This is a genomic window from Pseudomonas sp. WOUb67 (assembly GCF_050058005.1).
Lineage (GTDB): Bacteria > Pseudomonadota > Gammaproteobacteria > Pseudomonadales > Pseudomonadaceae > Aquipseudomonas > Aquipseudomonas putida_R.
The window spans coordinates 4,566,950-4,589,833 of sequence record NZ_CP170112.1 but is presented as its reverse complement, the minus strand read 5'-3'; the positions used below and the strand labels follow the sequence as shown (position 1 = coordinate 4,589,833).

20 protein-coding genes are annotated in these 22,884 nt (G+C 64.1%); 9 read left to right on the top strand and 11 right to left on the bottom strand.

Annotated elements, in window-relative coordinates:
- Positions 1–101 precede the first annotated feature (101 nt).
- Positions 102–1,235: an amidase gene (locus ABOC32_RS20380; protein WP_426808600.1), complete on the top strand. Its 1,134-nt coding sequence runs from the start codon at positions 102–104 to the stop codon at positions 1,233–1,235.
- Positions 1,228–1,740: a nuclear transport factor 2 family protein gene (locus ABOC32_RS20375; protein ID WP_426808599.1), complete on the top strand. Its 513-nt coding sequence runs from the start codon at positions 1,228–1,230 to the stop codon at positions 1,738–1,740. The genes ABOC32_RS20380 and ABOC32_RS20375 overlap by 8 nt, the downstream gene beginning before the upstream one ends.
- Positions 1,741–1,847: 107 nt before the next feature.
- On the opposite strand, the gene ABOC32_RS20370 is transcribed toward ABOC32_RS20375, so the two are convergent.
- From ABOC32_RS20370 to ABOC32_RS20335, 8 genes are all read right to left on the bottom strand, one after another.
- Entirely contained in the window at positions 1,848–3,182 is a 1,335-nt protein-coding gene (locus tag ABOC32_RS20370; RefSeq protein ID WP_426808598.1) for a hypothetical protein, read from the bottom strand.
- 179 nt (positions 3,183–3,361) lie between these two features.
- Positions 3,362–3,760, bottom strand: coding sequence for a c-type cytochrome (locus ABOC32_RS20365; RefSeq protein ID WP_426808597.1), 399 nt, complete (start codon positions 3,758–3,760; stop codon positions 3,362–3,364).
- A 262-nt stretch (positions 3,761–4,022) separates the two neighbouring features.
- Positions 4,023–4,937: a transcriptional regulator FeaR gene (gene feaR / locus ABOC32_RS20360; RefSeq protein ID WP_426808596.1), complete on the bottom strand. Its 915-nt coding sequence runs from the start codon at positions 4,935–4,937 to the stop codon at positions 4,023–4,025.
- A 330-nt stretch (positions 4,938–5,267) separates the two neighbouring features.
- The gene (locus ABOC32_RS20355; RefSeq protein WP_426808595.1) at positions 5,268–5,786 is read right to left on the bottom strand and encodes a cytochrome C; all 519 of its coding nucleotides are present in this window, start codon (positions 5,784–5,786) and stop codon (positions 5,268–5,270) included.
- Positions 5,787–5,790: 4 nt separating this feature from the next.
- On the bottom strand, positions 5,791–6,312 hold the full coding sequence (locus ABOC32_RS20350) for a methylamine dehydrogenase light chain (protein WP_426808594.1): 522 nt from the start codon (positions 6,310–6,312) through the stop codon (positions 5,791–5,793).
- Between the two features lie 14 nt (positions 6,313–6,326).
- Positions 6,327–6,968 carry a methylamine dehydrogenase accessory protein MauD gene (gene mauD, locus ABOC32_RS20345; RefSeq protein WP_426808593.1) on the bottom strand — a complete coding sequence of 214 codons (642 nt, stop codon included), beginning with the start codon at positions 6,966–6,968 and terminating at the stop codon, positions 6,327–6,329.
- A 4-nt stretch (positions 6,969–6,972) separates the two neighbouring features.
- Positions 6,973–7,509 carry a MauE/DoxX family redox-associated membrane protein gene (locus ABOC32_RS20340; protein WP_426808592.1) on the bottom strand — a complete coding sequence of 179 codons (537 nt, stop codon included), beginning with the start codon at positions 7,507–7,509 and terminating at the stop codon, positions 6,973–6,975.
- Positions 7,510–7,524: 15 nt separating this feature from the next.
- Positions 7,525–8,676, bottom strand: a complete 1,152-nt coding sequence (locus tag ABOC32_RS20335) for an amine dehydrogenase large subunit (protein ID WP_426808591.1) — start codon at positions 8,674–8,676, stop codon at positions 7,525–7,527.
- A 202-nt stretch (positions 8,677–8,878) separates the two neighbouring features.
- On the opposite strand from ABOC32_RS20335, the gene ABOC32_RS20330 reads away from it, so the two are divergent.
- The 3 genes from ABOC32_RS20330 (at position 8,879) to ABOC32_RS20320 (ending at position 13,320) form a co-directional block, all read left to right on the top strand.
- Positions 8,879–10,366, top strand: a complete 1,488-nt coding sequence (locus tag ABOC32_RS20330) for an aldehyde dehydrogenase family protein (protein WP_426808590.1) — start codon at positions 8,879–8,881, stop codon at positions 10,364–10,366.
- 199 nt (positions 10,367–10,565) lie between these two features.
- Positions 10,566–11,060 carry a GNAT family N-acetyltransferase gene (locus ABOC32_RS20325; RefSeq protein WP_426808589.1) on the top strand — a complete coding sequence of 165 codons (495 nt, stop codon included), beginning with the start codon at positions 10,566–10,568 and terminating at the stop codon, positions 11,058–11,060.
- A 163-nt stretch (positions 11,061–11,223) separates the two neighbouring features.
- The gene (locus ABOC32_RS20320) at positions 11,224–13,320 is read left to right on the top strand and encodes a putative bifunctional diguanylate cyclase/phosphodiesterase (protein WP_426808588.1); all 2,097 of its coding nucleotides are present in this window, start codon (positions 11,224–11,226) and stop codon (positions 13,318–13,320) included.
- 145 nt (positions 13,321–13,465) lie between these two features.
- Here the strand turns inward: ABOC32_RS20320 and ABOC32_RS20315 are convergent, their stop codons facing one another.
- Positions 13,466–14,290 (bottom strand): aldo/keto reductase, encoded by an 825-nt coding sequence (locus ABOC32_RS20315; protein ID WP_426808587.1) that lies wholly within the window; start codon positions 14,288–14,290, stop codon positions 13,466–13,468.
- A gap of 247 nt (positions 14,291–14,537) precedes the next feature.
- Here ABOC32_RS20315 and ABOC32_RS20310 point away from each other — a divergent pair, with 247 nt between their 5' ends.
- Positions 14,538–15,416 (top strand): DMT family transporter, encoded by an 879-nt coding sequence (locus ABOC32_RS20310; RefSeq protein ID WP_426808586.1) that lies wholly within the window; start codon positions 14,538–14,540, stop codon positions 15,414–15,416.
- Positions 15,417–15,522: 106 nt separating this feature from the next.
- Here ABOC32_RS20310 and ABOC32_RS20305 read toward each other — a convergent pair whose 3' ends face one another.
- Together ABOC32_RS20305 and ABOC32_RS20300 are read right to left on the bottom strand one after the other, a co-directional pair.
- Positions 15,523–16,122 carry a hypothetical protein gene (locus ABOC32_RS20305; RefSeq protein ID WP_426808585.1) on the bottom strand — a complete coding sequence of 200 codons (600 nt, stop codon included), beginning with the start codon at positions 16,120–16,122 and terminating at the stop codon, positions 15,523–15,525.
- A gap of 100 nt (positions 16,123–16,222) precedes the next feature.
- Positions 16,223–17,128, bottom strand: coding sequence for a LysR substrate-binding domain-containing protein (locus tag ABOC32_RS20300; protein WP_426808584.1), 906 nt, complete (start codon positions 17,126–17,128; stop codon positions 16,223–16,225).
- A 462-nt stretch (positions 17,129–17,590) separates the two neighbouring features.
- On the opposite strand from ABOC32_RS20300, the gene katG reads away from it, so the two are divergent.
- From katG to ABOC32_RS20285, 3 genes are all read left to right on the top strand, one after another.
- Positions 17,591–19,846: a catalase/peroxidase HPI gene (gene katG, locus ABOC32_RS20295; protein WP_426808583.1), complete on the top strand. Its 2,256-nt coding sequence runs from the start codon at positions 17,591–17,593 to the stop codon at positions 19,844–19,846.
- Positions 19,847–20,103: 257 nt separating this feature from the next.
- Positions 20,104–21,315: a M24 family metallopeptidase gene (locus ABOC32_RS20290; protein ID WP_016499212.1), complete on the top strand. Its 1,212-nt coding sequence runs from the start codon at positions 20,104–20,106 to the stop codon at positions 21,313–21,315.
- 162 nt (positions 21,316–21,477) lie between these two features.
- On the top strand, positions 21,478–22,812 hold the full coding sequence (locus ABOC32_RS20285) for an MFS transporter (protein ID WP_426808582.1): 1,335 nt from the start codon (positions 21,478–21,480) through the stop codon (positions 22,810–22,812).
- The last annotated feature ends 72 nt before the right edge of the window (positions 22,813–22,884 follow it).

The following is a 22,884-nucleotide window of genomic DNA, read 5'->3' as shown; positions in this document are numbered from 1 at the left end:
CCGCGTGTTTGGCTATTACCAAGGTGCGTCTGAATACTGGAATGTTCAGTTGACATTTCATGTATTTGCCCCGCATACATTTTCCAAAGGGTGGCATGACAATGACAATAATCGTAGAAACCCTCGACCTGGGCGGCAGCGGCCCACGGGTCGCGATCAAGGACACCATCGATGTCGCCGGTACCGCGACCCGCGCCTCCAGCCAGGCGCTGGAGGATGCGCCGTTGGCCGAGCGGCATGCCGAGGTGGTCAGCCACCTGCTGGCGGCCGGTGCGCGCCTGACGGCCAAGGTCAGCCTGCACGAGCTGGCGTTTGGTACCACCGGCATCAACCGCCATACCGGCACGGCGGCCAACCCGCGCTTCCCAAGGCGTATCCCCGGTGGCTCTTCCAGCGGCTCGGCGGCTGCAGTGGCCGCTGGCCTGGTCGACTTCAGCCTGGGCACCGACACCGGTGGCTCGGTGCGCGTGCCGGCCTGTTGCTGCGGGGTGTTCGGCCTCAAGCCCACGTTTGGCCGGGTCAGCCGCCGGGGCGTGATGCCGGCCTACAGCAGCCTTGACTGCGTCGGCCCGTTCGCCGCGAGCCTGCCGATGCTGGTGCGCGCCATGGGTATGATCGACCCCACCTTTGTCCCTGCCCAGGTGCCCGCCCAGGCGCGTATCGGCGTACTGCGGGTAACCGCCGAGGCGGGCATCCACAAGGTGGTGCAGGGTGCACTCAGCGCCAGCGGCTTGCCGCTGGGCAATGTCGAGCTCAAGTACTTTGGCGCGGCCTATGAGGCCGGCATGGTGGTGATCAACCGCGAAACGTTCCAGGCCTGTGGCCACCTGCTGGAAACCGGCAAGGTTGGCAGCGACATCGCCGGGCGCCTGGCGGCGGCGGGGCAGACCCGTGATGCGGCATTGGCCGAGGCCGAGGCGGTACGCCTGCGCTTTACCGAGGAGGTCGACCAGGCCCTGGCCCGCTACGACGTGCTGGCGCTGCCGACCATGCCAGACTTTCCGCTGCGCCTGGAAGAAGCCGCCGACACCCGCGCGGTATTGGGCATGACCTCGCTGGTGCGGCCGTTCAACCTGTCCGGGCACCCGGCATTGAGCATTCCACTGGGCAGCGAGGCCGGCCTGCCGGTGGGCCTGCAACTGGTGGCGGCCAAAGGTGCGGACGAGAAGCTGCTGGCGGTGGCCGAACGCTTGCTGATCAACCTGTATGGCGGCGATGGGGACAACGATGACTGACGTACTTGAGTTGCAGGCCCGCCTGAAGGTGTTCGAGCACCAGCAGGCCATTCGCGTGTGCATCAATCGCTACATGGAACTGTGTGACCGGCTGGATGCCGACACGCCGCTGGATGAGCTGGCCGGCTTGTTCACCCGTGCAGCCGTGTGGGAAGGCAAGGGCGCCAGGTATGCCGCCAGCTTCGGTGGATACCGTGGCCGCGAGGCGATCCGCGCGATGTTTGCCACCTACATGAAAACCCCGGCGCACTTTGCCTTGAACGTGCACTTCCTGACCAGTGAGGTGATCGAGATGGACGACGGGCAAGGCGTAGGGCGCTGGGTGATGCTGCAGACCAGCACCTTTGCCGACGGTGCATCACACCTGAATGCAGCCCGGCTCACGGTGCGCTTTGTGCTGGAAGAAGGGCAGTGGCGCATGGCGCATTTCCAGACCGAGAACCAGTTCAGCCGACCGGTTACCGCCTGGAACAGTGAGGCAACATTGCCGGTGCCTGATCGTTAGACCATCGTTTGGCCTATTCGCGGGTAAACCCGCTCCCACAGGGATATCACTGCCTGAGAAAGCGGTGAGATCCCTGTGGGAGCGGGTTTACCCGCGAAGGGGTTGGCTCAGAAGGTACTGACGAACACAATCTGGCTATACAGGTTGTTGTTGTTGTTGTTGTTGTTGTCATTGCCCAACTGTGTCCCGCCTTGCCCGGCACTGTGCTCAGGTGTGTACAGCCCCACCAGCGGCACCACCATCAGGTGTTCGTTGATGGTCCACTCTGCATACAGATCAACCTCGTGCCCATCCACATTGCCCAGGCTGCGATCGAGGGTGTCGAACTTGAAACCCATCAGCCCCACGTTCAGCGACGAAGTCGGGCTTACCGTCAGCCCCACCTTCTGGATCCGCGCATTGCTGTTGAACGGCCCGGCATAGTTGCCCGCCACTTCACCCTGGAACCAGGTGCCCAGCCCACGGCCCAGGCCATAGAACAACGTGTCGTATTGCTCTGAGAACCGGCTGTAGCGGTAGCTGACGTTCGGTGCCCAGGGCAGGTCGGCGAAGGTCCAGCCCGCTTCCAGGTACCAGGCGTCTTCAGTGGCCGTGTGCGGCTTGTCCTGCTTGGCGTATTCGCCGGACAGGAACAGGTTCTCCACCCCGGCGTTGCCCTGGCCACGAATGCTGTAGGTCTTCATGCCGTCGCGCTCCTGCTGCAGCGGCGAGGCGTACTGCGCGTCGACATGGGTAGTGCCGATGTAGGTCAGCCCGACCGTGCCGGCGTCTGCCACATGTTCCAGGGTGGCCACGTGCATTTCGGTGTTGGCCTGGGCGCGGTTGTCCGATTGCAGCCACATCAGGTCGCCACGCCAGCCTTTGCTGCCACCCAGGCGCAACACTGCGGTCTTGTCGAAGCTTTTGCGCGCGGCCAGGTAGTAGGCGCCGCCACGGTCGAACTCGCCATCGGCCAGGCCATGGCCAACGTTCAACGAATCGCCCTGGATCAGGAAGCCATCGCCCACCGCGATCATCTGTTTGCCAAACGACAGGTCGATGCCGTCCTCGCCAAGCATCGGCACCAGGTTGCCGGACTTCCAGCCCAGGTAGGCGTCCTCGATCTTGGTGGTGCGCTCGCTGCCATCGCTGAAACCGGCGGCGTCACCGTCGCCCCAGGTGCCCGAGCTGAGCAGGGCGAAGGCCCCGTACAGCGAACCGGCACTGCCCAGGCGTTGGTCGCCACTCAGGCCGTACTTGATGTAGCCCTCACGCCAAGAGGTGGAGCCGGGTTGGTCGCGGGCGATGGCGTAGCGTTCTTCACTGTGGAATACACCGAACACGGCTTCCACGTTGGCGTTTAAATGGCGCTCGGCATCGCTGTACAGTTCCTGCGCGCAGGTACCCAGCGAAGCCCCGGCCAACAGCGCGGCCAAGGTGAGGCGAAATGGGCGGTGGTGCATGGTCTGGCTTCCTTTGTTATGGCGTTGGCAGAAGTCCTGAAGACATGCCATCGATCATGCAGGAAGCCCCGGCGCGGGCTTTTGCCCTGGCTGCCAGTTGCCTTTGGCGTTGTGCCAGGGCGATGAAAAACACAAGGCCCCGTGAAGGGGCCTTGGTGGAAGGGCGTTGATGGAATGGGTTATTTGAGCCCGGCGAGGAAGCAGGTTACCGCCTGGCGTTCGCCGGCGTCTGGTAGCCCGGCGTAGGGCATATAGGTGCCGGGGACCGCGGCTTGCGGTTGTTCGATGAAGGCACCGATGGCCTGGGCCGTCCAGCTGGCCTGGCGGCTTTTCATGGCCTGCGAGTAGTTGGCGCCTGGCACACTGCCGGGGGAGCGGCCGACCACGTCGTGCAGGTTGGGGCCCATCATTGTCGGGCCATCCTTTTGTGCCGAATGGCACGCTGCGCAGTCACGGGCGAATACCTGTTCGCCTTGCTGGCGCTGGGGTGCGGCGCAGTCTTCGGCCAGGGCGAGGGGGCTGGCCAGGGTGGCGAGCAGGAACGGGATTGCGAATTTGCGGGGGGCGAGGGTGGGCATCACGCACGGATCCTGGGTGGGTTCTTGTTGGTATTTGGCTGGATTGTGCGCCAGGGCCTTACTGCAAGTTTTGCTGTGGCTGCCAGGCTGTTTGTTGGGCTTGCCAAATGGGTTGCCTGTACTGGCCTATTCGCGGCGGTTCGGCGCCCCGATAAACCCGCTCCCACAGGTACTGCATTGGACTTAGGCATTGTGATCTTCCTGTGGGAGCGGGTTTATCGGGGCGCCGAACCGCCGCGAAGAGGCCAGTACAGGCAAACGATCAGTTGGCATGCTGGCGCCGATACTCCCCGGGCGTCACCCCAAACCGCGCCTTGAACGCAGTACTGAAATAGCTCGAATCCGAGAACCCCCAGGCATACCCCAGCGACGACACTTTCTGGTCCATCGCCGGGTTGCGCAGGTGCTCGGCGCAGAAGTCGAGGCGGCGGTTGCGGATGTACTGGGCGATCACCAACCCGTGTTTGGCAAAAATGCGGTACAGGCTACGCATCGAAATTCCCACTTCACGGGCAATCACTTCGGGCGTGAGCTGTTCGCAGGTGATGCGCTGATCGATCAGCGCCAGCGCCTTGCGGAACATGCGCTCGTGGCTGCCGGGCACCGTGTCGTGGCTGATGGCGGGGCGCAGCAAGGCGATCAGCGCATCAAGCACGGCCTGGCTTTCGTGGTCGGTCATGTGCCGGGTTCGCCCCGTCTCCAGCATCATCAGCCGGGCCATGCTGGCCAGCGGCGTTTGCGCCTCGATGCGTTTGGCACAGGCCACGCCGGTGCCACGGGTGCCGCTTTCCACCTGGGCGCGCGGCAGGATCAGCGACAGTTGCCGTGAGCGCTGGTGAAAGTGCATGTCCAGCGGGCTGCTGGCGTCGATCAGGGTCAAGTCGCCGGCTTGCAGTTCGATGCGCGCACCCTGATGCTCGATGTGCGAGGTGCCGGCCAGTTGCAGCACGGCATAGTAGTTGTCGGCGCCACTGGCCCGGATTTCCCGGGGGCCGCGGAACAGGTTCACCTGGGTCATGTCGACGATGCTCATGGAGATCTGGCCTGCCTGGCACTTTTCGAGCTGGCCGACGAACCCCGGGTCTAGCTTGCGGCCGTTGAAGTGGCCACAGGCTTCATTGACCTGGCTGAGCCAGGCCTGGAAACGGTCGTCTTGAACGCGGGTTGCAGGGATCATTGGGGGCCTCGCACGGGTAACGCTGAAACGGGTCGCTTTAGCGACTCTTGGCGTGTTGTTTAAAGTTTAAAAATCACTTGAATATTCAAGCAAAAATCGGGCCCCGTGGACTTCTTGAAACATACAGACACATCCTAAGTTGATGATATGTATGTATTTAATTTTATTTTCCTCGAGTTTGCGCGGAAGGCTGTTGAGGTTTTTGTGCGCTCAGGTGGTGCAAAATTGTGCAGATACTACTCATCAGGTGTTTCGTGGTTATGCGCAGTCTACGGGCGAAAAAAAGCCCGCTGAGCGGGCGGGCTGAAGGCACAACGCTTGCGTGTTTCATCAATGGCCGAGGCCGTCGCCGATGGCAATGCCCCTGGCCCGCATATCCTCGATCAAGCCTGCGCGCACATTGGGCAGGTTCAGCATGCTCTGCTGGCGTACCCGGTGCACTTCCGCGCCGGTATAGGCCGGCCACTGCTCTGGCGAGCTGTTACCGGCCATGCCATCGCGCGTCAGCAACCAGTTGAGCAGGTCGGCGATCTGCTGGTCATTCAGTGCAGACTGCGAAATGCCCGGCACCCGCACCAGAAACTCACGGCCACCCGGCACCCGCAGGAAATTACCGACAAAACCCTGCATGCGCGGTGTGTCGTTGGCCGCCGAGCCTTCGCCATGGTCACGGTGGCAGCCGGCACACTGCAGCTGGTAGTTCACCGGTACCGAGTAGCCCGCCTGGGCAACCGGCACCGGCGCCACTTCGTTGCCGGGGGCTGGCCGCTGGTTGGGGTTGGGCAGGGTTCTGGCCTGGGCCACGGGGGCCAGCAGGCACAGAAGCAGCAGTAACGTCATGCCGCGCATGGCGCTACACCGCCACGCCACGGATGATGGTGACCGTGCAGTTGTAGATCTTCGACGCCGCACCCAGGCACCAGTTGATGTCGTTGTTGTTGAACGGCCGGTACAGCGGCTGTTCATCGTCATTGCGTGAGCAGGCGCACTGGCCGCAGGCGTGCTTACCACAGCAGTCGTTGTACGAGATGATGTAGTTCTTGCCATCGGCCGGGTTACGGCAGGTGCCGATCCAGGTCACCAGCGAGGCTTCGGTGCCGGGCGGGCAGGAGGTGATCGAGCCGCCGCAGCACGAGCACAGGAAGCCGTCGATAGAGCAGTTGCGCCAGTAGTCGCAGCTGGTCGGGTCACCCGGGTCGCCCATTTTTGGTTGATCGGCGGCCAGGGCCTTGGCGGTGCGGTCGATGGGCAGCAGCACCGGCAGGGCGGCGCCGGCGACGATCAGCGAACCCAGCCGTGCCAGCACCTTGCGCCGCGAAGTGGTGTCGGCGACATGGCGGCTGGAGCGTTCAAACAGTTTGTCGAGAAAACTCATGGTCGGCTCCGCGGTCAGTGCTGCGCGCTGTGCTGGTGGGTGTGAGGGTGGTCATGGTCATGGCTGTGCGGCTGGTCGCCGTGCAGGTAGTGCTGCAGGCTGGCACTGCCCAGGTGCAAGGTTTCGAACAGGCTGTCCAGGTGCTCGCGTGAGTTGACCAGGCCTTTGGCGCGCAGGGTGCCGGCCGCGTCGATCAGCACGGCATAGGGCAGTTTGCCGATCTGATAGGTCATGCCGACTTCCGGGCCGACCACGTAGCTGGCCTGCTGCAGGCCGTTGGCCTCGATCAGCGCCTGTTGCTCGGCGAAGTCGCCATCGCTGACATAGATCACATCCAGCGAACCGCTGTTGTCCTTGGCGATGGATTTCACCGCCGGCAGGAGCGACTTGCACACCGGGCAGCCCGGGGCGAGGAAGAACAGCAGCTGCGAACGCTCGCCGCGGTAGCCGATGTTGACCGGGCGGCCGTGGCGGTCGGCGGCAGTCACTTGCGGTGCGGGGTCGTTGACGGTCACGCCTTTGTCCACCATCAGCGCGCCGGCCGGGGCGATGCGGCCGTGCAGTACGCCAATCTGGCGCACCAGCGCCATGACGGTGAAAGCCACCGCTACCAGCAGCAGCCAGAGCAGGATGTTCGATGCGATAAGCAGTTGCATGGGGTTATCTCCCGGTCAATTTGGCAAGGCGCGGCTGGTTGGCCAGCAGGCCATCCACCGTCACATGAAGCAGCAGGGCCACGGCTGCGGCCGCGATCACCACGAAGATGTCCAGCACGCCAAGGGCGCGTTCGGCCATGGGCAACGCCGCAAGGCCGGCGAGCAGGGCGATCACCAGGTTGCGCAGGAGCAACACCGGGCGCAGCGGCTGGGCGGCACCGGGGCCGGAGCATCCACAGTCGATGTCGCGGCGGCCGCGCCACAGGTTCAGGCCGATGGCGCTGGCGTACAGCACCATCAACAGCGCTACCCCCAGCGCTGCACTGGCACGCCAGGCCGGTAGCAGCAGGGCCAGCGCCAGGGCCAGTTCGGCGAGGGCCAGGCTGGCAGTGGCGACAGGCGCCAAGGTGGTCGGCAGCACCTGGTAGGCGCGCACGATGCCGTTGAAGGCGCGCCGGTCACGCAGCTTGTGGCTGGCGGCGCTGGCCAGCAGGGCGGCCAGTGCCGTGCTGCTGGCAATCACGAGAACAGGGTCGAGCATGGTCCGGTCTCCTGCTTACCAAGGGGCCAGGGTGAGCACGGGGGTGTCGGCGATCTGGTCCATCGCGCCGCTGTGCTTGCCGGTGGTGAGCTCGAAGAACTGCACACCGCCTTCCAGGTCGGTGGCCACCAGGATCGGTGCCTTGTCGTGGCTGGCCTGCAGGCTCCACACCGGTTTGGGCGAGTCCAGGGTGCCGAGCTTCTTGCCGGTCTTGAGGTCGAAGGCCCAGATGGTAGTGCTCGGGTCTTCCCATTTGCCGTCGGTGTGCTGGTCGTGCATCAGCGCATACAGGCGGTTCAGGCCCGGTGCCACGGCCAGTGCCTGCCAGCCACCCGGTGCCCAGCCTTGCTTGCGCTCTTCGTCGCTGACCAGCGACCAGGTTGGCAACGGCTTGGCCTTGCCGCCCTCGAAGGCCACCGGGTACACCTCGCCCTGGGTGGTGGTGAAGTAGTAGGTGTCGCCGTTGGCGATGGCGCGTTCGTTGAGGCGCACCTTGTTCGGGTCGAAGAACGGCGTTTGCGTGCGCGACACTTCCTTGCCAGCGTCATCCAGGGTCACCAGCAGCAACTGGCCGTCGCCGCACAGCGAGGCGAAGCTGCGCTTGCCCACCGGGTAGTTGAGCACGCAGCCACTGATGGCCACTTCGCTGGCGACCTTGCGCGCCTGGGTGTCGACCACGGTGACCGAAGTCGATGGCGTAAGGTTGAAGACGTAGGCCAGCTTGTTGTCGGCGCTGACGCCCATGGCGTACTTCTCGGTCAGCGTCGACGCGCGCTTGGCTGGCAGCACCACCTCCCAGGTGGGTTGCAGGGTCTGGGTGTCCCAGGCCACCAGCACGTCGGTGCGTTCGCCGTAGGTGCCGCGCGAATAGAACAGGTTGGCCGAATACAGCGTGTGGTTGTCCGGGCTCAGCGCGGTGGGGGCGACAAAGGCGTTGGTGGTCATGCCGAGCATGCGCCTGGCCTTGGGGTCGACCACCACCACCTTGCCGGCGATGGGGTTCTTGAAGTCCACATCAAGGATGTAGACGCGGTGAGGGTCTGGCGGGAACGGCAAGGTGTTGTGGCCGATCTGTTCGGCGGGCAGGTCGGCCCGCACCGCGCTGCTGCCTGCCGCCACGGCCAAGGCCAGGGCTGCCGAGATGCTGAGCCTGTCGACGCGACGCATTGGCTATCTCCGATGTTGTTATGGTTTGTGCAGAAATCCCAGTCATCGCAGTGTGCCGCGTGGCCCGCAGTGCTGATTTGGCCTGCGTGACATTCTCTTGAGGCTGCCTGACAAAACGCTGCACAGGGCTGGCAGGCGGGCAGGCATGCGCTTGAAGATCGGCCCGTCGCCACGTTGGCGCCGCCATCCAGGAGTGCATGTCATGAGCGATATCCCGCTGTTACCCGCCGTGGTCGAGTTCCTCGCCAGGCCCCATGGCCATTTCATCGAGGGCCGCTACCAGGCGGGCGAGGCCGGGCCTTCGGTGGACATTCGCGACCCGTCCAGCGGCGCGGTCATCAGCCGGGTCGCCGAGGCGAGTGCAGCCGAGGTGGCGCAAGCGGTACGCAGCGCCCGGCAAGCCTTCAAGGGCAGCTGGGCCGAAGTGTCGCCGTACCAGAAAGGTGTGGTGCTGAACCGCCTGGCCGACCTGATCGAGGCCAACGCCGAAGAGCTGGCCCAGCTGGAAACGCTGTGCTCGGGCAAGTCGATCAACCTGTCGCGCGGGCTGGAGATTGCCCAAAGCGTGGTGTTCCTGCGCTACTTTGCCGGCTGGGCGAGCAAGATCACCGGCCAGACCATGACCCCGTCGCTGCCCTCGTTTGGCGGTGAACGCTACACCGCCTTCACCCTGCGCGAGCCGGTGGGGGTGGTGGCCGGGATCGTGCCGTGGAATTTCTCGGTGATGATCGGTATCTGGAAGATCGCTTCGGCGCTGGTCACCGGCTGCACCATCGTGGTCAAGCCCAGCGAGTTCACGCCCTTGACCTTGCTGCGTATCGCCGAGCTGGCGGTAGAAGCCGGGGTGCCGGCCGGCGCGTTCAACGTGGTCAACGGGCGCGGCCAGGCGGGGCAACTGCTGATCGAGCACCCCGAGGTGGCCAAGGTGGCGTTCACCGGCTCGGTGCCGACGGGCATCGCCGTGGGCAAGGCTGCCATGGCCGCCAACCTGACCCGCGCCACCCTGGAGCTGGGTGGCAAGAATGCGGCGGCGCTGCTGGCTGACGTGGATGTCGACGGGGCAGTGGCCGGCATCGTGCAAACCGCCTTTGTCCACCAGGGGCAGGTGTGCGCCTCGCCGGAGCGCCTGTATGTGCACCGCAGCCGGGTGGACGAGTTCACCGGTAAACTGGCGGCCGCGCTGGGGCAATTGAAGATTGGCTCGGCGCTGGACCCGGACGCCCAGTTCGGGCCCTTGGCCAATGCGGCGCACCTGCAGAAGATTCTTGGCTTCTTCGAGCGTGCCCGGGCCAGCAACACCGTGGTGTGTGGGGCCAGGGCCGTCGAACGGCCGGGTTACTTCGTCGAACCCACGGTGGTGCTGGCCAACGACGCCAGCGACCCGCTGCTGCACGAGGAAACCTTCGGCCCAATCGTCTGCGTGCTGCCCTTCGATGACGAAGCGCAGCTGCTGGAAATGATCAACGACAGCCCCTATGGCCTGACCGCCAGCCTGTGGACCAACGACCTGTCCAAGGCCCTGCGCCTGATCCCGCAGATCGAGGCGGGCACGGTGTGGGTCAACATGCATACCTTCCTCGACCCGGCGGTGCCGTTTGGCGGGACCAAGGCATCGGGGGTAGGGCGTGAGTTCGGCAGCGCGTTCATCGAGGATTACACCGAGCTGAAGTCGGTGATGATCAGGTACTGACCAGTCGATTGGCACACGCTGCCTTCTGTAGGAGCAGCCTTGTGCTGCGAAGAGGCCCGTATGGCTTAAGAAACTGTTGTGCTCATACGGGCCTCTTCGCAGCACAAGGCTGCTCCTACAGGGGGCGGCGCGCCCGGTGACATGCAGTGCTGGTGTGTCATGGCATAGAATTCAGGTTTTAGCCGAGTCTCGCCCCATCATGCTGCCCATCGCGCTGCTGCCAACCACTGCTGACCAGGCCCCGCTGATCCGCAACCTCTACCAGTTCTATTCCTACGAGTCCTCCGGCTGGGAGCAGGAAGACGTCGAAGTGGACGGCCGCTTCTATATCCACGACGAGCACCTGCAACGCTACTGGCAGGACGACGGCTGGGGCGCCTACCTGGTGCTGGCGGACGGCTTCATCGCCGGCTTTGTGCTGGTGGAACGCAGCGAACTGCCGGGCATCGACGCGCTGGAACTGGCTGACCTGTTCATCCTGAAAAAGTACCGCCGCCAGGGCATCGGCCAGGCGGTGGCGTTGCAGCTGCTGGGCGGCGAGGGCGACTGGTTGCTGCGTTGCTACGCACAAGACCCGCCCGCCGTGGCGTTCTGCAGCGCCGTATTGGCGAACCTGTCGCGCCCGGCGCAGGCCATTGCCCTGGCTGATGAACCGGACCTGCTCAATTTTCTGGTAAGCGGCGCCCGCCATTGAGGGTTTGCCAGCCTTCGTTCGTCCTTGAAGAGGGATAGCGACATTTTTGTGAGCCACTTCACAAAATCGTCATGAGCGGCATAATGCCATCAACGCTTTCCAACACCCGGCCACTGCTTGCCGGGGTCCCTTTTCATGCGCTTCGAAGGTTCAGGTAAAGTTCATGTCGTTAGTCGCAAGCCCCGACATCATGTACCGGCTATTGATTCAGAGTGTGGTGGACTATGCCATCTACATGCTCACCCCCGAAGGTGTCGTCGCCAACTGGAACCCCGGCGCCCAGCGTGCCAAGGGGTACCAGGCCGAGGAAATCGTCGGCCAGCATTACTCGCTGTTCTATAGCGAAGCCGAGCGCGCCGCCGGGTTGCCCGCGCATAATCTGGAGCAGGCGCGCAGCACCGGGCGCTTTGAAGAGATCGGTTCGCGCCTGCGCAAGGATGGTTCGGCATTCCACGCCCATGTGGTGATCGATGCGGTGTACGACGATGCCGGGCAGTTGGTGGGTTTTGCCAAGGTTACCCGCGACATTTCCGAACGCCGCCGCCAGGAGCTGGAGCTGCTGCAGGCCAAGGAACTCGCCGAGCAGTACAGCCAGGAAATGGCCAAGCTGTCGCAGTTCCTGGATTCGGTCATTGCCAACATCCCCGCCAGCGTCATCGTCCAGGACCTGGACAGCCAGCGCATCCTGCTGGCCAACCAGCAGGCCGAGCGGCTGTTCGGCGGGCCAGAGCGCAGCATGATCGGCCAACTGCCTGGCGAGTGCCTGAGCCCGGCGGCAGCCGACTACCTTGAGCAGCAACTGGCCCGTGGTGCCCGCAGCACCAAAGGCCATGCTGCCGAGACCCGGGTCGACACCGCCCGGGGCCCACGTACCCTGCGCAGCCGTACCTTGCTCAGCCAGAACCGCGAAGGCCAGGCTGATTACGTGCTGTTTGTTGCCGAGGATGCCACCGAGGAACTGGCCGCCCACGCGCAGATTCACCACATGGCGCACCATGACGCGCTCACCGGGCTGCCCAACCGCACGCTGTTCAACGAACGCCTGCGCCAGGCCCTGGTGCGTGGCAGCGAGAACGCCAAGCTGACCGCTGCCCTGTGCCTGGACCTGGACAACTTCAAGAACATCAACGATTCCCTGGGCCATGCCTTCGGCGACAAGCTGCTGCGCGAACTGGGCAAACGCCTGCGCCGTGAGCTGCGCGAGCACGACACCCTGGCCCGGCTGGGCGGCGACGAGTTTGCCGTGGTACTGACCGGGCTGGATGGCCGCGATGCCGCGTGCAACACCGCGCAGCGCCTGATCAACGCCATTTGCCCGCCGTTCCAGATCGAAGGCCACCAGTTCACGGTGGGGGTGAGCATCGGCGTTGCCATTGCTCCCGATGACAACGACCAGGCCGAGCAACTGCTCGGCTATGCCGACATGGCGCTGTACGAGGCCAAGCGCAACGGGCGCAACCGCTACGAGTGCTTCGAGGTGGAACTGGACGTCGCAGCCCGCCAGCGCCGCCTGGTGGAAACCGACCTGCGCACCGCGCTGCACCTGGGGCAGTTGCAACTGCACTACCAGCCGGTGGTCGACCAGCAGACCCATCACATCACCGGCTACGAGGCGTTGCTGCGCTGGGAGCATCCAAGCCGCGGCATGGTCATGCCCATGGACTTCATCCCGATCGCCGAGGAAACCGGGTTGATCCATGAACTGGGCACCCGGGCCTTGAACCTGGCCTGCCAGGAGGCAGCCAGCTGGGACAGCGAGCAGACGGTGTCGGTCAACCTGTCGCCGGTGCAGTTCAAGAATGCCAACCTGGTGCAGGTTGTGGCCTTGGCCCTGGCCGACTCGGGCCTGCCGGCGCAGCGCCTGGAGCTGGAAATCACCGAGTCGGTGCTGCTGGGCAACAGCGAGGAAAACGTGCGCACCTTGCGCGCCCTGAAAGACCTGGGCGTGTCCATTTCGCTGGACGATTTCGGCACCGGGTATTCATCGCTTGGCTACCTGCGCTCGTTCCCGTTCGACCGGATCAAGATCGACAAGTCATTCGTGCATGACATGTGCGACAGCCGCGAGGCGATGTCGATCATCCGCGCTATTACAGATCTGTCCAACAGCCTGATGATCAAGACCACGGCCGAGGGGGTGGAGTCGGAAGAGCAGATGCGCCGGCTGGCGGCGGAAGGGTGCTCGCATTTCCAGGGCTACCTGTACGGGCGGCCGGCACCGGCGAGCGAGCGGTTGAAACAGGTGATAACACCGGCCTAAACCCGTGTGCGGTCCCGGGTAGGAGCGGCCTTGTGTCGCGATGGGGCGCAAAGCGGCCCCCTATTTTCAGCTTCGCCGCAGATGTTGCCGGGGCCGCTTCGCGACACAAGGCTGCTCCTACAGGGGGCCGCGTCAGCTCTCGGGATTAGCTATTCCAGTCTGGCGCAAACGCCGGGCTCACTACGCGCTGGTCTTTCGGCAGCCCGGCAATCGCCGCGCGGTCTTCGTCGTCCAGTTGCACGTTCAACGCGGCCAGGTTGGCCAGCTGGTTCTCGCGGCTACTGGCCTTGGGGATCGCCGCCACACCGTCCTGGTCGAGCAACCACTTCAGCGCCACCTGGCTGGGCAGCACGCCATGCTTGCGGGCAATCGCCTGGATCACCGGCTGCGCTGCCGCCTGGCCGCGGGCCAGCGGGGTATAGGCAGTGAGCAACAGATCATGCTTGCGGGCGTAGTCGAGCAGCGGTTGCTGGCCGAGCAGCACGTGGTATTCAACCTGAATCGCCGACAACGGCGCGCCCAGGGTTTCCACCACCTGGCGCAGCAGCCCCAGCGGGAAGTTGGCCACGCCGATGTGGCGCGTCTTGCCCTCGTCACGCAGTGCCACCAGGGTGTCGATGCTGCGGGCCAGGTCCCAATCCTTGCCGGGCCAGTGAATGTGGAACAGGTCGACCTGCTCGGTGCCCAGGGCGCGCAGGCTGTCTTCCAGCGACTGGCGCATGGCCTTGGGTTCCAGGCGGTCCCACCACACCTTGGTGGTGAGGTGGATCTGCTCGCGCGGTACGTCGCTGTCGCGCAGGGCCTGGCCAACGGCCGCTTCGTTTTCGTAGGCGGTGGCAGTGTCGATGTGCCGGTAACCCACGTCCAGCGCCTGGTGCACGGCCTGGGTACATTCGGTGCCGGTCATCGGCCAGGTGCCCAGGCCGATTGCGGGCAGGTCCAGACCGTTACGGGTGGTGAGCCTTTGCATGTAAATTCCTTGTAGGGTGTGCAGGGTTCGCACTCGATGGTCGGTGATCAGCGAGGCCCGGGCCATGCGTACAAGGTACAAAGTGGTCGATCAGCGAACAGTAATTGCAGCCGGCATGGACAAGCGGCAAATGAACTTCCTTATGCTGCGGCATCTCTTCTAGAATTCGAGCAGTTGCATCCGCCAGGCCACGCCTGTGCGGCCTTCCCTGGGCGCTGCCTGCTGGCGCGCCGTCATCGAGAGAGCCATGAGTTCCAGTACACCGCTGTCCGGCGTCAACCAACCCCTGCGCGGCATCGCCTTGGTGGTGGTGGCGACGTTGCTGTTTGCCAGCCACGATGCCTTGTCCAAATTCCTCGGCGGCCTGTACCCGATCGTCATGGTGGTGTGGGCGCGGTATGTGGTGCATACGCTGCTGATGGCCGGCATCTTCCTGCCCAAGTCAGGCCTCAACGTGCTGCGTACGCGCCGCCCGGTGTTGCAGACGCTGCGGGCCTTGAGCCTGCTGAGCACCAGCCTGCTGTTTACTACCGGCCTGCAATACTTACCGCTGGCCGAGGCCACGGCGGTCAACTTTCTTGCCCCGGTGCTGGTCACCGCGCTATCGGCACCCCTGTTGAAAGAGCGGGTGACGGTGGGGCAGTGGGTGGCCGTAGTACTGGGTTTTATCGGCGTGCTGGTGGTGGTGCACCCGGGTGGAGCAATGTTCACCCCGGCAATCCTGTACCCCTTCGGCTCGGCGCTGGGCTTCTGCTTCTATCAGTTGCTGACGCGCATCCTCGCAGCCCATGACAGCCCGACCACCAGCAACTTCTATGCAGGGCTGTGCAACACCTTGGCGATGAGTGCGCTGGTGCCGTTCTTCTGGGAGACACCGCGTTGGGACCATGCGCTGCTGATGCTGGCACTGGGTGGCTTTGGCATGACTGCACACCTGCTGCTGACCCAGGCCTTCCGCCATGCAGCCCCGGCGTTGCTGGCGCCGTTCAGTTATTGCCAGATCGTGTTTGCCGGGTTGCTGGGGGTAATCATCTACAGGCAGGTGCCGGATACCCTGAGCCTGGTGGGTATTTCGGTGATCTGCCTCAGTGGACTGGGCGCTGCTTGGATGCAGCGGCGTAAGTAAGAACCTGTACCGGCCCTATCGCCGGCAAGCCAGCTCCCACAGGTACTGCGCAGGTTTCGAGGCCTGTGTAGTACCTGTGGGAGCTGGCTTGCCGGCGATAGGGCCCTCAAACCTGACCTCTCAGTAACGCCTGCAACGCGTCGTCAAAATCCCGCAGGGCATCCGCTTGCACCGCCCGCTCATCCTCGACCACCCGCGCCACATCGCCCAGGCGCTTGCTCGCCCGCCCTTCGGCACGGCCAATATAGGTCAGTTGGTCATCGAAAAACCGTGCCAACACCCGGCTTTCGATGCCCGCGCTGGCCAACCGGCTTTCAGTATCGAGCAGCACGATCACATCCGGGTGGTCGCCGAGCAGCGTATCCAGGTCGTCATAAAAGATGACTTCAGCGAACTGCTGCGCCAGCGACCGCGCCAGCCAGTCATAGGCCTGGCTCTCGCTGCTCAGGGTTGCCACCGGGATGCGCTGGCCTGCTGTGGGGATGGGCGCCTGGGCCCGGTGGCTGCCAAGGTAGGCAAGGGTTGCCTCGGTGTCACGCCCCAGCAACACCGCCACCCGCTGCCCTGGGGCAAGGGCAACGCTGGAAATGGACGTGGCTGAATAGAAGTGCCCGTAGGGCTGGGCAGTGTCAGTGCCGGCCGGGCTGGCACAACCCCCGAGGGCGGCCAGCAAGGCAAGCAGAGCAGCAATAATGCCGGTTTTCATGGGGGGAGCCCTCGTCGATGTGAATGCCGCCATCTTCCGCCCGCGCTGGCCACATCGGAACTTGATGGCATTCATGGTGGCTATCGATGAGGTCGATGCATTACTGCGTGGCCATGAACTGCAAGATGCGCTCGCGTAGCCAGCGCTCGGCCGGGTCGTTGTCCTGGGCGCCGCTCCAGACCATCGACAGCTCGGCCTCGGTGATGTCGAACGGCGCCGGGTCGGCGCGCAGGCTACCGTCGTCGGCCAGGGCGCAGGCGGCGTAGTCCGGCACGGTGGCAATCAGCTCGGTGTTGCGCAGCAGGGCGCGCAGGCTGCCGAACTGCGGCACGGCCAGCACCACCTTGCGGCAACGGCCGATGCGCGCCAGGTCCAGGTCGATGTTGCCGCTCATGTCGCCGGAGAACGACACCATCACATGTGGGCGGGCGCAGTATTCGTCGAGGGTCAACGGGCCGGGGCGGTCGTCGGCGCGCAGCACGCGCACGCCGATGTCGCGCAGCTTGCGGCGCTTGGCCGTGGCTGGCAGGTCGGTGGTGTAGCTCACACCGACCGAGATTTCGCCACTGGCCAGCAGGCCAGGCATCAGCAGGAAGTTGGCCCGGCGCACCACCACACTGATATCCGGGGCCTCCTCGCGCAGGGCCTGCAGCAAGGCCGGGAACAGGCCGAACTCGGCATCGTCCGACAGCCCCAGGCGGAACACATTGCAGCTGCTGGCCGGGTCGAATTCGCGGGCGCGGCTGATGGCGGCGGAAATCACGTCCATCGCAGGCGCCAGTTCGGCGAAAATCTGCATGGCCCTTGGCGTAGGTTCCATGGCCCGACCACTGCGGATCAGCAACGGGTCATCGAACAACTCGCGCAAGCGGGCGAGGGCGGCGCTGACGGTGGACTGGGTGATGAACAGCTTTTCACCGACGCGGGTCAGGTTGCGTTCGATCATCAGGGCTTCGAACAGCACCAGCAGGTTCATGTCGACGCGGCGCAGGTCGTTGCGGTTCATTGGGCTCAGGTTCCGGGAAGAGAGGGCTTGGCGGTGTATTGAAGCATGTGGGTGGCCTGCTTGCCTTGTATGGATGTGCCGGCCTCTTCGCGGCGGTTCGACGCCTCGGTGAACCCGCTCCCACAGGTACTGCACAGTCTTCAGGGCCCTGTGGTGTCCCTGTGGGAGCGGGTTCACCCGCGAATAGGCCGGTACAGGAAAACCTGACAGAGCCAGCCTATCAAGCCCCAACAGCCACTCTATTAGAACTCTGCCCAAGCTCGGCTAGTCTTTCCCGTGGCCCCGCGAATTCCGCGAGCGGGCGGCGTGTCAGCACCTGGGTGCAAGACGCGCCAAGCCGCCGTGACAGCTTCGCAAGCCCCGTGTACACCTGATGAGGGGTAGCACGAGCCCACACGCTCGGCTGAAAGAACACCTGGCATAGACCGGAAATCTGGATAACCGACCCAAAGGTACCCGCAGATGTCGAACGAATCGAAATGCCCGTTCCATCAAACCGCAGGTGGCGGCACCACCAACCGTGACTGGTGGCCTGACCAGCTCAACCTTCGCATTCTTCACCAACACTCGTCGAAGTCCAGCCCCGACCCGGACTTCGATTATGCCAAGGCGTTCAAGAGCCTCGACTTCCAGGCCTTGAAACAAGATCTGACCGCCTTGATGACCGACTCGCAGGACTGGTGGCCGGCCGACTTCGGCCACTACGGTCCGCTGTTTATCCGCATGGCCTGGCATAGCGCGGGCACCTACCGCATCGGCGATGGCCGGGGTGGCGCGGGCTCTGGTCAGCAGCGTTTCGCCCCGCTCAACAGCTGGCCGGACAACGTCAGCCTGGACAAGGCCCGGCGCCTGTTGTGGCCGATCAAGCAGAAGTACGGCAACAAGATTTCCTGGGCCGACCTGATCGTGCTTACCGGTAACGTCGCCCTTGAGTCCATGGGCTTCAAGACCTTCGGCTTCTCTGGCGGGCGCGCCGATGTGTGGGAGCCGGATGAAGATGTGTACTGGGGCTCGGAAAAGGTCTGGCTGGGCGGCGATACCCGCTACGGCAAGGAGCAGGTCAAGGCCCAACCGCCAGGGCAGGGTGACCTGGTGGCCGAGCCGGCCAAGCACGGCGAAGAACAGAATCGCGACCTGTCCGCCGAGCGCAACCTGGAAAACCCGCTGGCCGCCGTACAGATGGGCCTGATCTACGTGAACCCGGAAGGCCCGGAAGGTAACCCCGACCCGGTGGCTTCGGGCAAGGACATCCGTGAAACCTTTGGCCGCATGGCCATGAACGATGAAGAAACCGTAGCGCTGATCGCCGGCGGCCACGCCTTCGGCAAGACCCACGGCGCCGGCCCCGCCGACAACGTCGGCCCCGAGCCGGAAGCGGCTGGCCTTGAGCTGCAAGGCCTGGGCTGGCCCAACAAGTTCGGCACCGGCAAGGGCGGTGATGCCATCACCAGCGGCCTGGAAGTGATCTGGACCTCGACCCCCACGCAGTGGAGCAACGAGTACCTCAACAACCTGTTCAACTTTGAGTGGGAACTGACCAAGAGCCCTGCGGGCGCACACCAGTGGCGGCCGAAAGAGGGCAAAGGCGCAGGCACCGTGCCGGATGCCCACGATCCGGGCAAGAAACACGCACCGTCGATGCTTACCTCCGACCTGGCGCTGCGCTTCGACCCCATCTACGAGCCGATCGCCCGTCGCTTCAAGGACAACCCTGACCAGCTGGCGGATGCCTTTGCCCGTGCCTGGTACAAGCTGATCCACCGTGACATGGGCCCGCTGGCGCGCTACCTGGGCCCGGAGATGCCCAACGAAGAGTTGCTGTGGCAAGACCCATTGCCCAAAGCTGAGCCCTCCACGATCACTGAGCAAGATATTGCTACCCTCAAAGCCAAGGTGCTGGCTTCGGGCTTGAGCGTGGGCGAGCTGGTCTCCACCGCCTGGGCATCGGCGTCGACCTTCCGTGGCTCCGACAAGCGCGGTGGTGCCAATGGCGCCCGCGTGCGCCTGGCGCCGCAGAAAGACTGGGCTGTAAACCAGGGTGTGGACAAGGTGCTGGCTGCGCTGGAAAAGATCCAGGGCGAGTTCAACAACGGCGGCAAGAAGCTGTCCCTGGCCGACCTGATCGTGCTGGCGGGTACCGCAGCCGTTGAGAAAGCTGCCAAGGATGCCGGTTACACGGGCAGCGTAGGGTTCCGCCCGGGCCGCGTCGATGCGTCCCAGGCGCAGACCGATGTCGAGTCGTTCGCCGTGCTGGAACCGTTGGCCGATGGCTTCCGCAACTTCACCAAGGCCCGCTACAGCGTCAAGGCCGAGAAGCTGTTGCTGGACAAGGCCCAGTTGCTGACCCTGACCGCGCCGGAGCTGACCGTGCTGATTGGCGGCCTGCGCGTGCTGGGCGCCAACCATGGCGGCAGCAGGCAGGGCGTGTTCACCGACAGACCCGGCACCTTGAGCAACGACTTCTTCCGCAACCTGCTGGACATGGGCGTGGAATGGAAGCCGACTTCGGCGGACAACGAAGCCTTCGAAGGCCGCGACCGCAAGACCGGGCAGGTGAAGTGGAGCGGTAGCCGCGTTGACCTGGTGTTTGGTTCGCATGCCCAGTTGCGGGCGTTGAGCGAGGTGTATGGCAGCAGTGATGGGGGTGACAAGTTTGTGCGGGACTTTGTGGCCGCCTGGCAGAAAGTCATGGAGCTGGATCGTTTTGACCTGAAGTAAAGGTGTTACTGGGGGCGCTTTGCGCCCCATTCGCGGCACAAGGCCGCTCCTACAGGTAGTGCGTAGGCCGTGAAGGCTACGCTGGACGTGTAGGAGCGGCCTTGTGCCGCGAATGGGCTGCAAAGCAGCCCCATCGATACGGGCAATCCCGCCAATTCCAGGTCGGATAGATACAAAAGCGTCCTCGTCGGTTCTGTTGCAATGTTTCTCAGGCGGCCTGCCTGAACAGCGTGCTCACAACGACAAGGAACCCGACCATGCAAATGCCCAAGACCCTGAAAATCCGCAACGGCGACAAGGTGCAGCCGACCTTTTCGGCCCAGGAATATGCGGCCCGCCACGCCCGGCTGCGGGCCTACATGGCCGAGCAGGACATCGAAGCGGCGATCTTCACGTCGTACCACAACGTCAACTACTACAGCGACTTCCTCTACTGCTCGTTCGGCCGTCCCTATGCGCTGGTGATCACTCAGGACAAGGTCGTCTCGATCAGCGCCAATATCGATGGCGGGCAGCCTTGGCGGCGCACGGTCGGCACTGACAACATCGTCTACACCGACTGGCAACGCGACAACTACTTCGTTGCCATCCAGCAGGCGCTGCCGCTGGCCTCGCGCATCGGCGTCGAACACGACCACCTCAACCTGCAGAACCACGCCAAACTGGCTGCCTGCTACCCCAAAGCCGAGTTGCTGGACATTGGCGCGCCGTGCATGCGCATGCGCATGATCAAGTCGGCCGAGGAACAGGCGCTGATCCGCCACGGGGCACAGGTGGCCGACATTGGCGGTGCGGCAGTGGTGGAGGCGCTGCGCGAGCAGGTGCCGGAGTATGAGGTGGCGCTGCATGCCACTCAGGCGATGGTCCGTGAAATTGCCAGGCGCTTCCCCGATGCGGAACTGATGGACACCTGGACCTGGTTCCAGTCCGGGCTCAACACCGATGGCGCGCACAACCCGGTCACCAGCCGTCGCGTCGGCAAGGGTGAAATCCTGAGCCTCAACTGCTTCCCGATGATCGCTGGCTACTACACCGCGCTGGAGCGCACACTGTTCCTCGACCACTGCCCGGATGAATACCTGCGCCTGTGGCAGGCCAACGTCGAGGTGCACGAAGCCGGGTTGAAGCTGGTACGCCCGGGCATGCGTTGCAGCGACATCGCCCGTGAACTGAACGAAATCTTCCTGCGCCACGACCTGCTGCAATACCGCACCTTCGGTTATGGCCACTCGTTCGGCACCTTGAGCCACTACTACGGCCGCGAAGCGGGGCTGGAGCTGCGCGAAGACATCGACACGGTACTGGAGCCTGGCATGGTGGTGTCGATCGAACCGATGATCATGCTGCCCGAAGGGCGACCGGGGGCGGGCGGGTACCGCGAGCATGACATCCTGATCGTCAACGACAACGGTGCCGAGAACATCACCAGGTTCCCGTATGGGCCGGAGCACAACATCATTCGCAAGTAAGCATCGGCGCCGCCTGCTTCGCGGGCAAGCCCGCTCCCACAGGAGTTTCACAGCACTTGTAGGAGCGGGTTCACCCGCGAAGAGGCCAGCCTGGACAACAAAAAAATCACTGTATGACCACCAGACCCTGCCTCCAATTAAAAGAACCAGAGGGTACCTGTCATGTCCAGCACCACACTTGACCCATCCACCGTCGCCGGCCCCACACACAACGCCGAACGCCAAGCCCTGCGCAAGGCCGCCCGGGCCAGTTTCATGGGCAACTTCGTCGAGTGGTTCGACTACGCCGCCTACGGCTACCTGGCCACCATCATCGCCGCCACCTTTTTCCCACAGACCGACAAGACCACCGGCCTGCTGGCAACCTTCGCCGTGTTTGCCCTGTCGTTCCTGGTTCGCCCGCTAGGCGGTATCGTGTGGGGGCACTTTGGTGACCGCCATGGCCGGCGCAACGCACTGTCGTGGTCGATCCTGATCATGTCGGTATCCACCTTCTGCATCGGCCTGTTGCCCGGTTATGCACAAATCGGCCTGTGGGCGCCGGCGCTGCTGTTGCTGATCCGCCTGGTGCAGGGCTTTTCTGCCTCGGGCGAATACGCCGGTGCGGCGGCATTCCTGGCCGAGTACGCGCCGGCCGGCCGGCGTGGCCTGTACACCAGCATCGTGCCGGCCAGCACCGCAGCGGGGTTGCTGTTCGGCGCGGCGTTTGTGGCGGTACTGCACGAACTGCTCAGCAGTGAAGCCCTGCATGAATGGGGCTGGCGCCTGCCGTTCCTGCTGGCGGCGCCGTTCGGCCTGGTGGGGCGCTATATCCGCATGAGCCTGCAGGACACGCCCAAGTTCCTGGAGATGGAGCAGCGCCTGGAACACAAGGCCGGCATGGCCCCGACGCCGCTGCGCGAGCTGCTGGGCCAGCACCGCCGCAGCCTGGCCATCGGCATTGGCGTTACCTGCCTGAACGCGGTGGCGTTCTACCTGCTGCTCAGCTATATGCCGACCTACCTGTCCAGTGAGATGGGCATGAGCGAGCGGGATTCATTCATTGCTTCGACAGTTTCGCTGGCCACCTACATCGGCTTGATCTTCCTGATGGGGCGGCTGTCCGACCGGTTTGGCCGCAAGACCATGCTGGTGGTGGCTTCGCTGTTGTTCCTGGGGCTGACCGTGCCGTTGTTCCGCCTGCTTGACGGGCAACCGCTGCTGGTCATCCTGGCGATCCAGATTTGCTTTGGGGCGATACTGGCAATGAACGACGGAACCTTGCCGTGCCTGCTGGCCGAGATTTTCCCGACCCGGGTGCGCTTCAGTGGGTTTGCCCTGAGCTTCAATGTGGCCAACGCGCTGTTTGGCGGCACTGCACCGTTCATTGCCACCTGGCTGATCCAGGTGACCGGCAGCAAGCTGGCGCCGGCGGGGTATTTGCTGGCGGCAGCACTGGTGGCACTGGTGGCCATGCTTATGTGCCGGGAAACTGCGCACTTGGCTCTAGAGGATTAGTAGACCTGTGCCGGCCTCTTCGCGGGTAAACCCGCTCCCACAGGGATCGCACAGTGCTAAGGCCTGTGAGGT

Bases quoted from the DNA above. Each gene is read 5' to 3' on its own strand.
- ABOC32_RS20380 (WP_426808600.1), top strand. From the start codon at position 102: ATGACAATAATCGTAGAAACCCTCGACCTGGGCGGCAGCGGCCCACGG.
- ABOC32_RS20375 (WP_426808599.1), top strand. From the start codon at position 1,228: ATGACTGACGTACTTGAGTTGCAGGCCCGCCTGAAGGTGTTCGAGCAC.
- ABOC32_RS20370 (WP_426808598.1), bottom strand. From the start codon at position 3,182: ATGCACCACCGCCCATTTCGCCTCACCTTGGCCGCGCTGTTGGCCGGG.
- ABOC32_RS20365 (WP_426808597.1), bottom strand. From the start codon at position 3,760: ATGCCCACCCTCGCCCCCCGCAAATTCGCAATCCCGTTCCTGCTCGCC.
- feaR (WP_426808596.1), bottom strand. From the start codon at position 4,937: ATGATCCCTGCAACCCGCGTTCAAGACGACCGTTTCCAGGCCTGGCTC.
- ABOC32_RS20355 (WP_426808595.1), bottom strand. From the start codon at position 5,786: ATGCGCGGCATGACGTTACTGCTGCTTCTGTGCCTGCTGGCCCCCGTG.
- ABOC32_RS20350 (WP_426808594.1), bottom strand. From the start codon at position 6,312: ATGAGTTTTCTCGACAAACTGTTTGAACGCTCCAGCCGCCATGTCGCC.
- mauD (WP_426808593.1), bottom strand. From the start codon at position 6,968: ATGCAACTGCTTATCGCATCGAACATCCTGCTCTGGCTGCTGCTGGTA.
- ABOC32_RS20340 (WP_426808592.1), bottom strand. From the start codon at position 7,509: ATGCTCGACCCTGTTCTCGTGATTGCCAGCAGCACGGCACTGGCCGCC.
- ABOC32_RS20335 (WP_426808591.1), bottom strand. From the start codon at position 8,676: ATGCGTCGCGTCGACAGGCTCAGCATCTCGGCAGCCCTGGCCTTGGCC.
- ABOC32_RS20330 (WP_426808590.1), top strand. From the start codon at position 8,879: ATGAGCGATATCCCGCTGTTACCCGCCGTGGTCGAGTTCCTCGCCAGG.
- ABOC32_RS20325 (WP_426808589.1), top strand. From the start codon at position 10,566: ATGCTGCCCATCGCGCTGCTGCCAACCACTGCTGACCAGGCCCCGCTG.
- ABOC32_RS20320 (WP_426808588.1), top strand. From the start codon at position 11,224: ATGTCGTTAGTCGCAAGCCCCGACATCATGTACCGGCTATTGATTCAG.
- ABOC32_RS20315 (WP_426808587.1), bottom strand. From the start codon at position 14,290: ATGCAAAGGCTCACCACCCGTAACGGTCTGGACCTGCCCGCAATCGGC.
- ABOC32_RS20310 (WP_426808586.1), top strand. From the start codon at position 14,538: ATGAGTTCCAGTACACCGCTGTCCGGCGTCAACCAACCCCTGCGCGGC.
- ABOC32_RS20305 (WP_426808585.1), bottom strand. From the start codon at position 16,122: ATGAAAACCGGCATTATTGCTGCTCTGCTTGCCTTGCTGGCCGCCCTC.
- ABOC32_RS20300 (WP_426808584.1), bottom strand. From the start codon at position 17,128: ATGAACCGCAACGACCTGCGCCGCGTCGACATGAACCTGCTGGTGCTG.
- katG (WP_426808583.1), top strand. From the start codon at position 17,591: ATGTCGAACGAATCGAAATGCCCGTTCCATCAAACCGCAGGTGGCGGC.
- ABOC32_RS20290 (WP_016499212.1), top strand. From the start codon at position 20,104: ATGCAAATGCCCAAGACCCTGAAAATCCGCAACGGCGACAAGGTGCAG.
- ABOC32_RS20285 (WP_426808582.1), top strand. From the start codon at position 21,478: ATGTCCAGCACCACACTTGACCCATCCACCGTCGCCGGCCCCACACAC.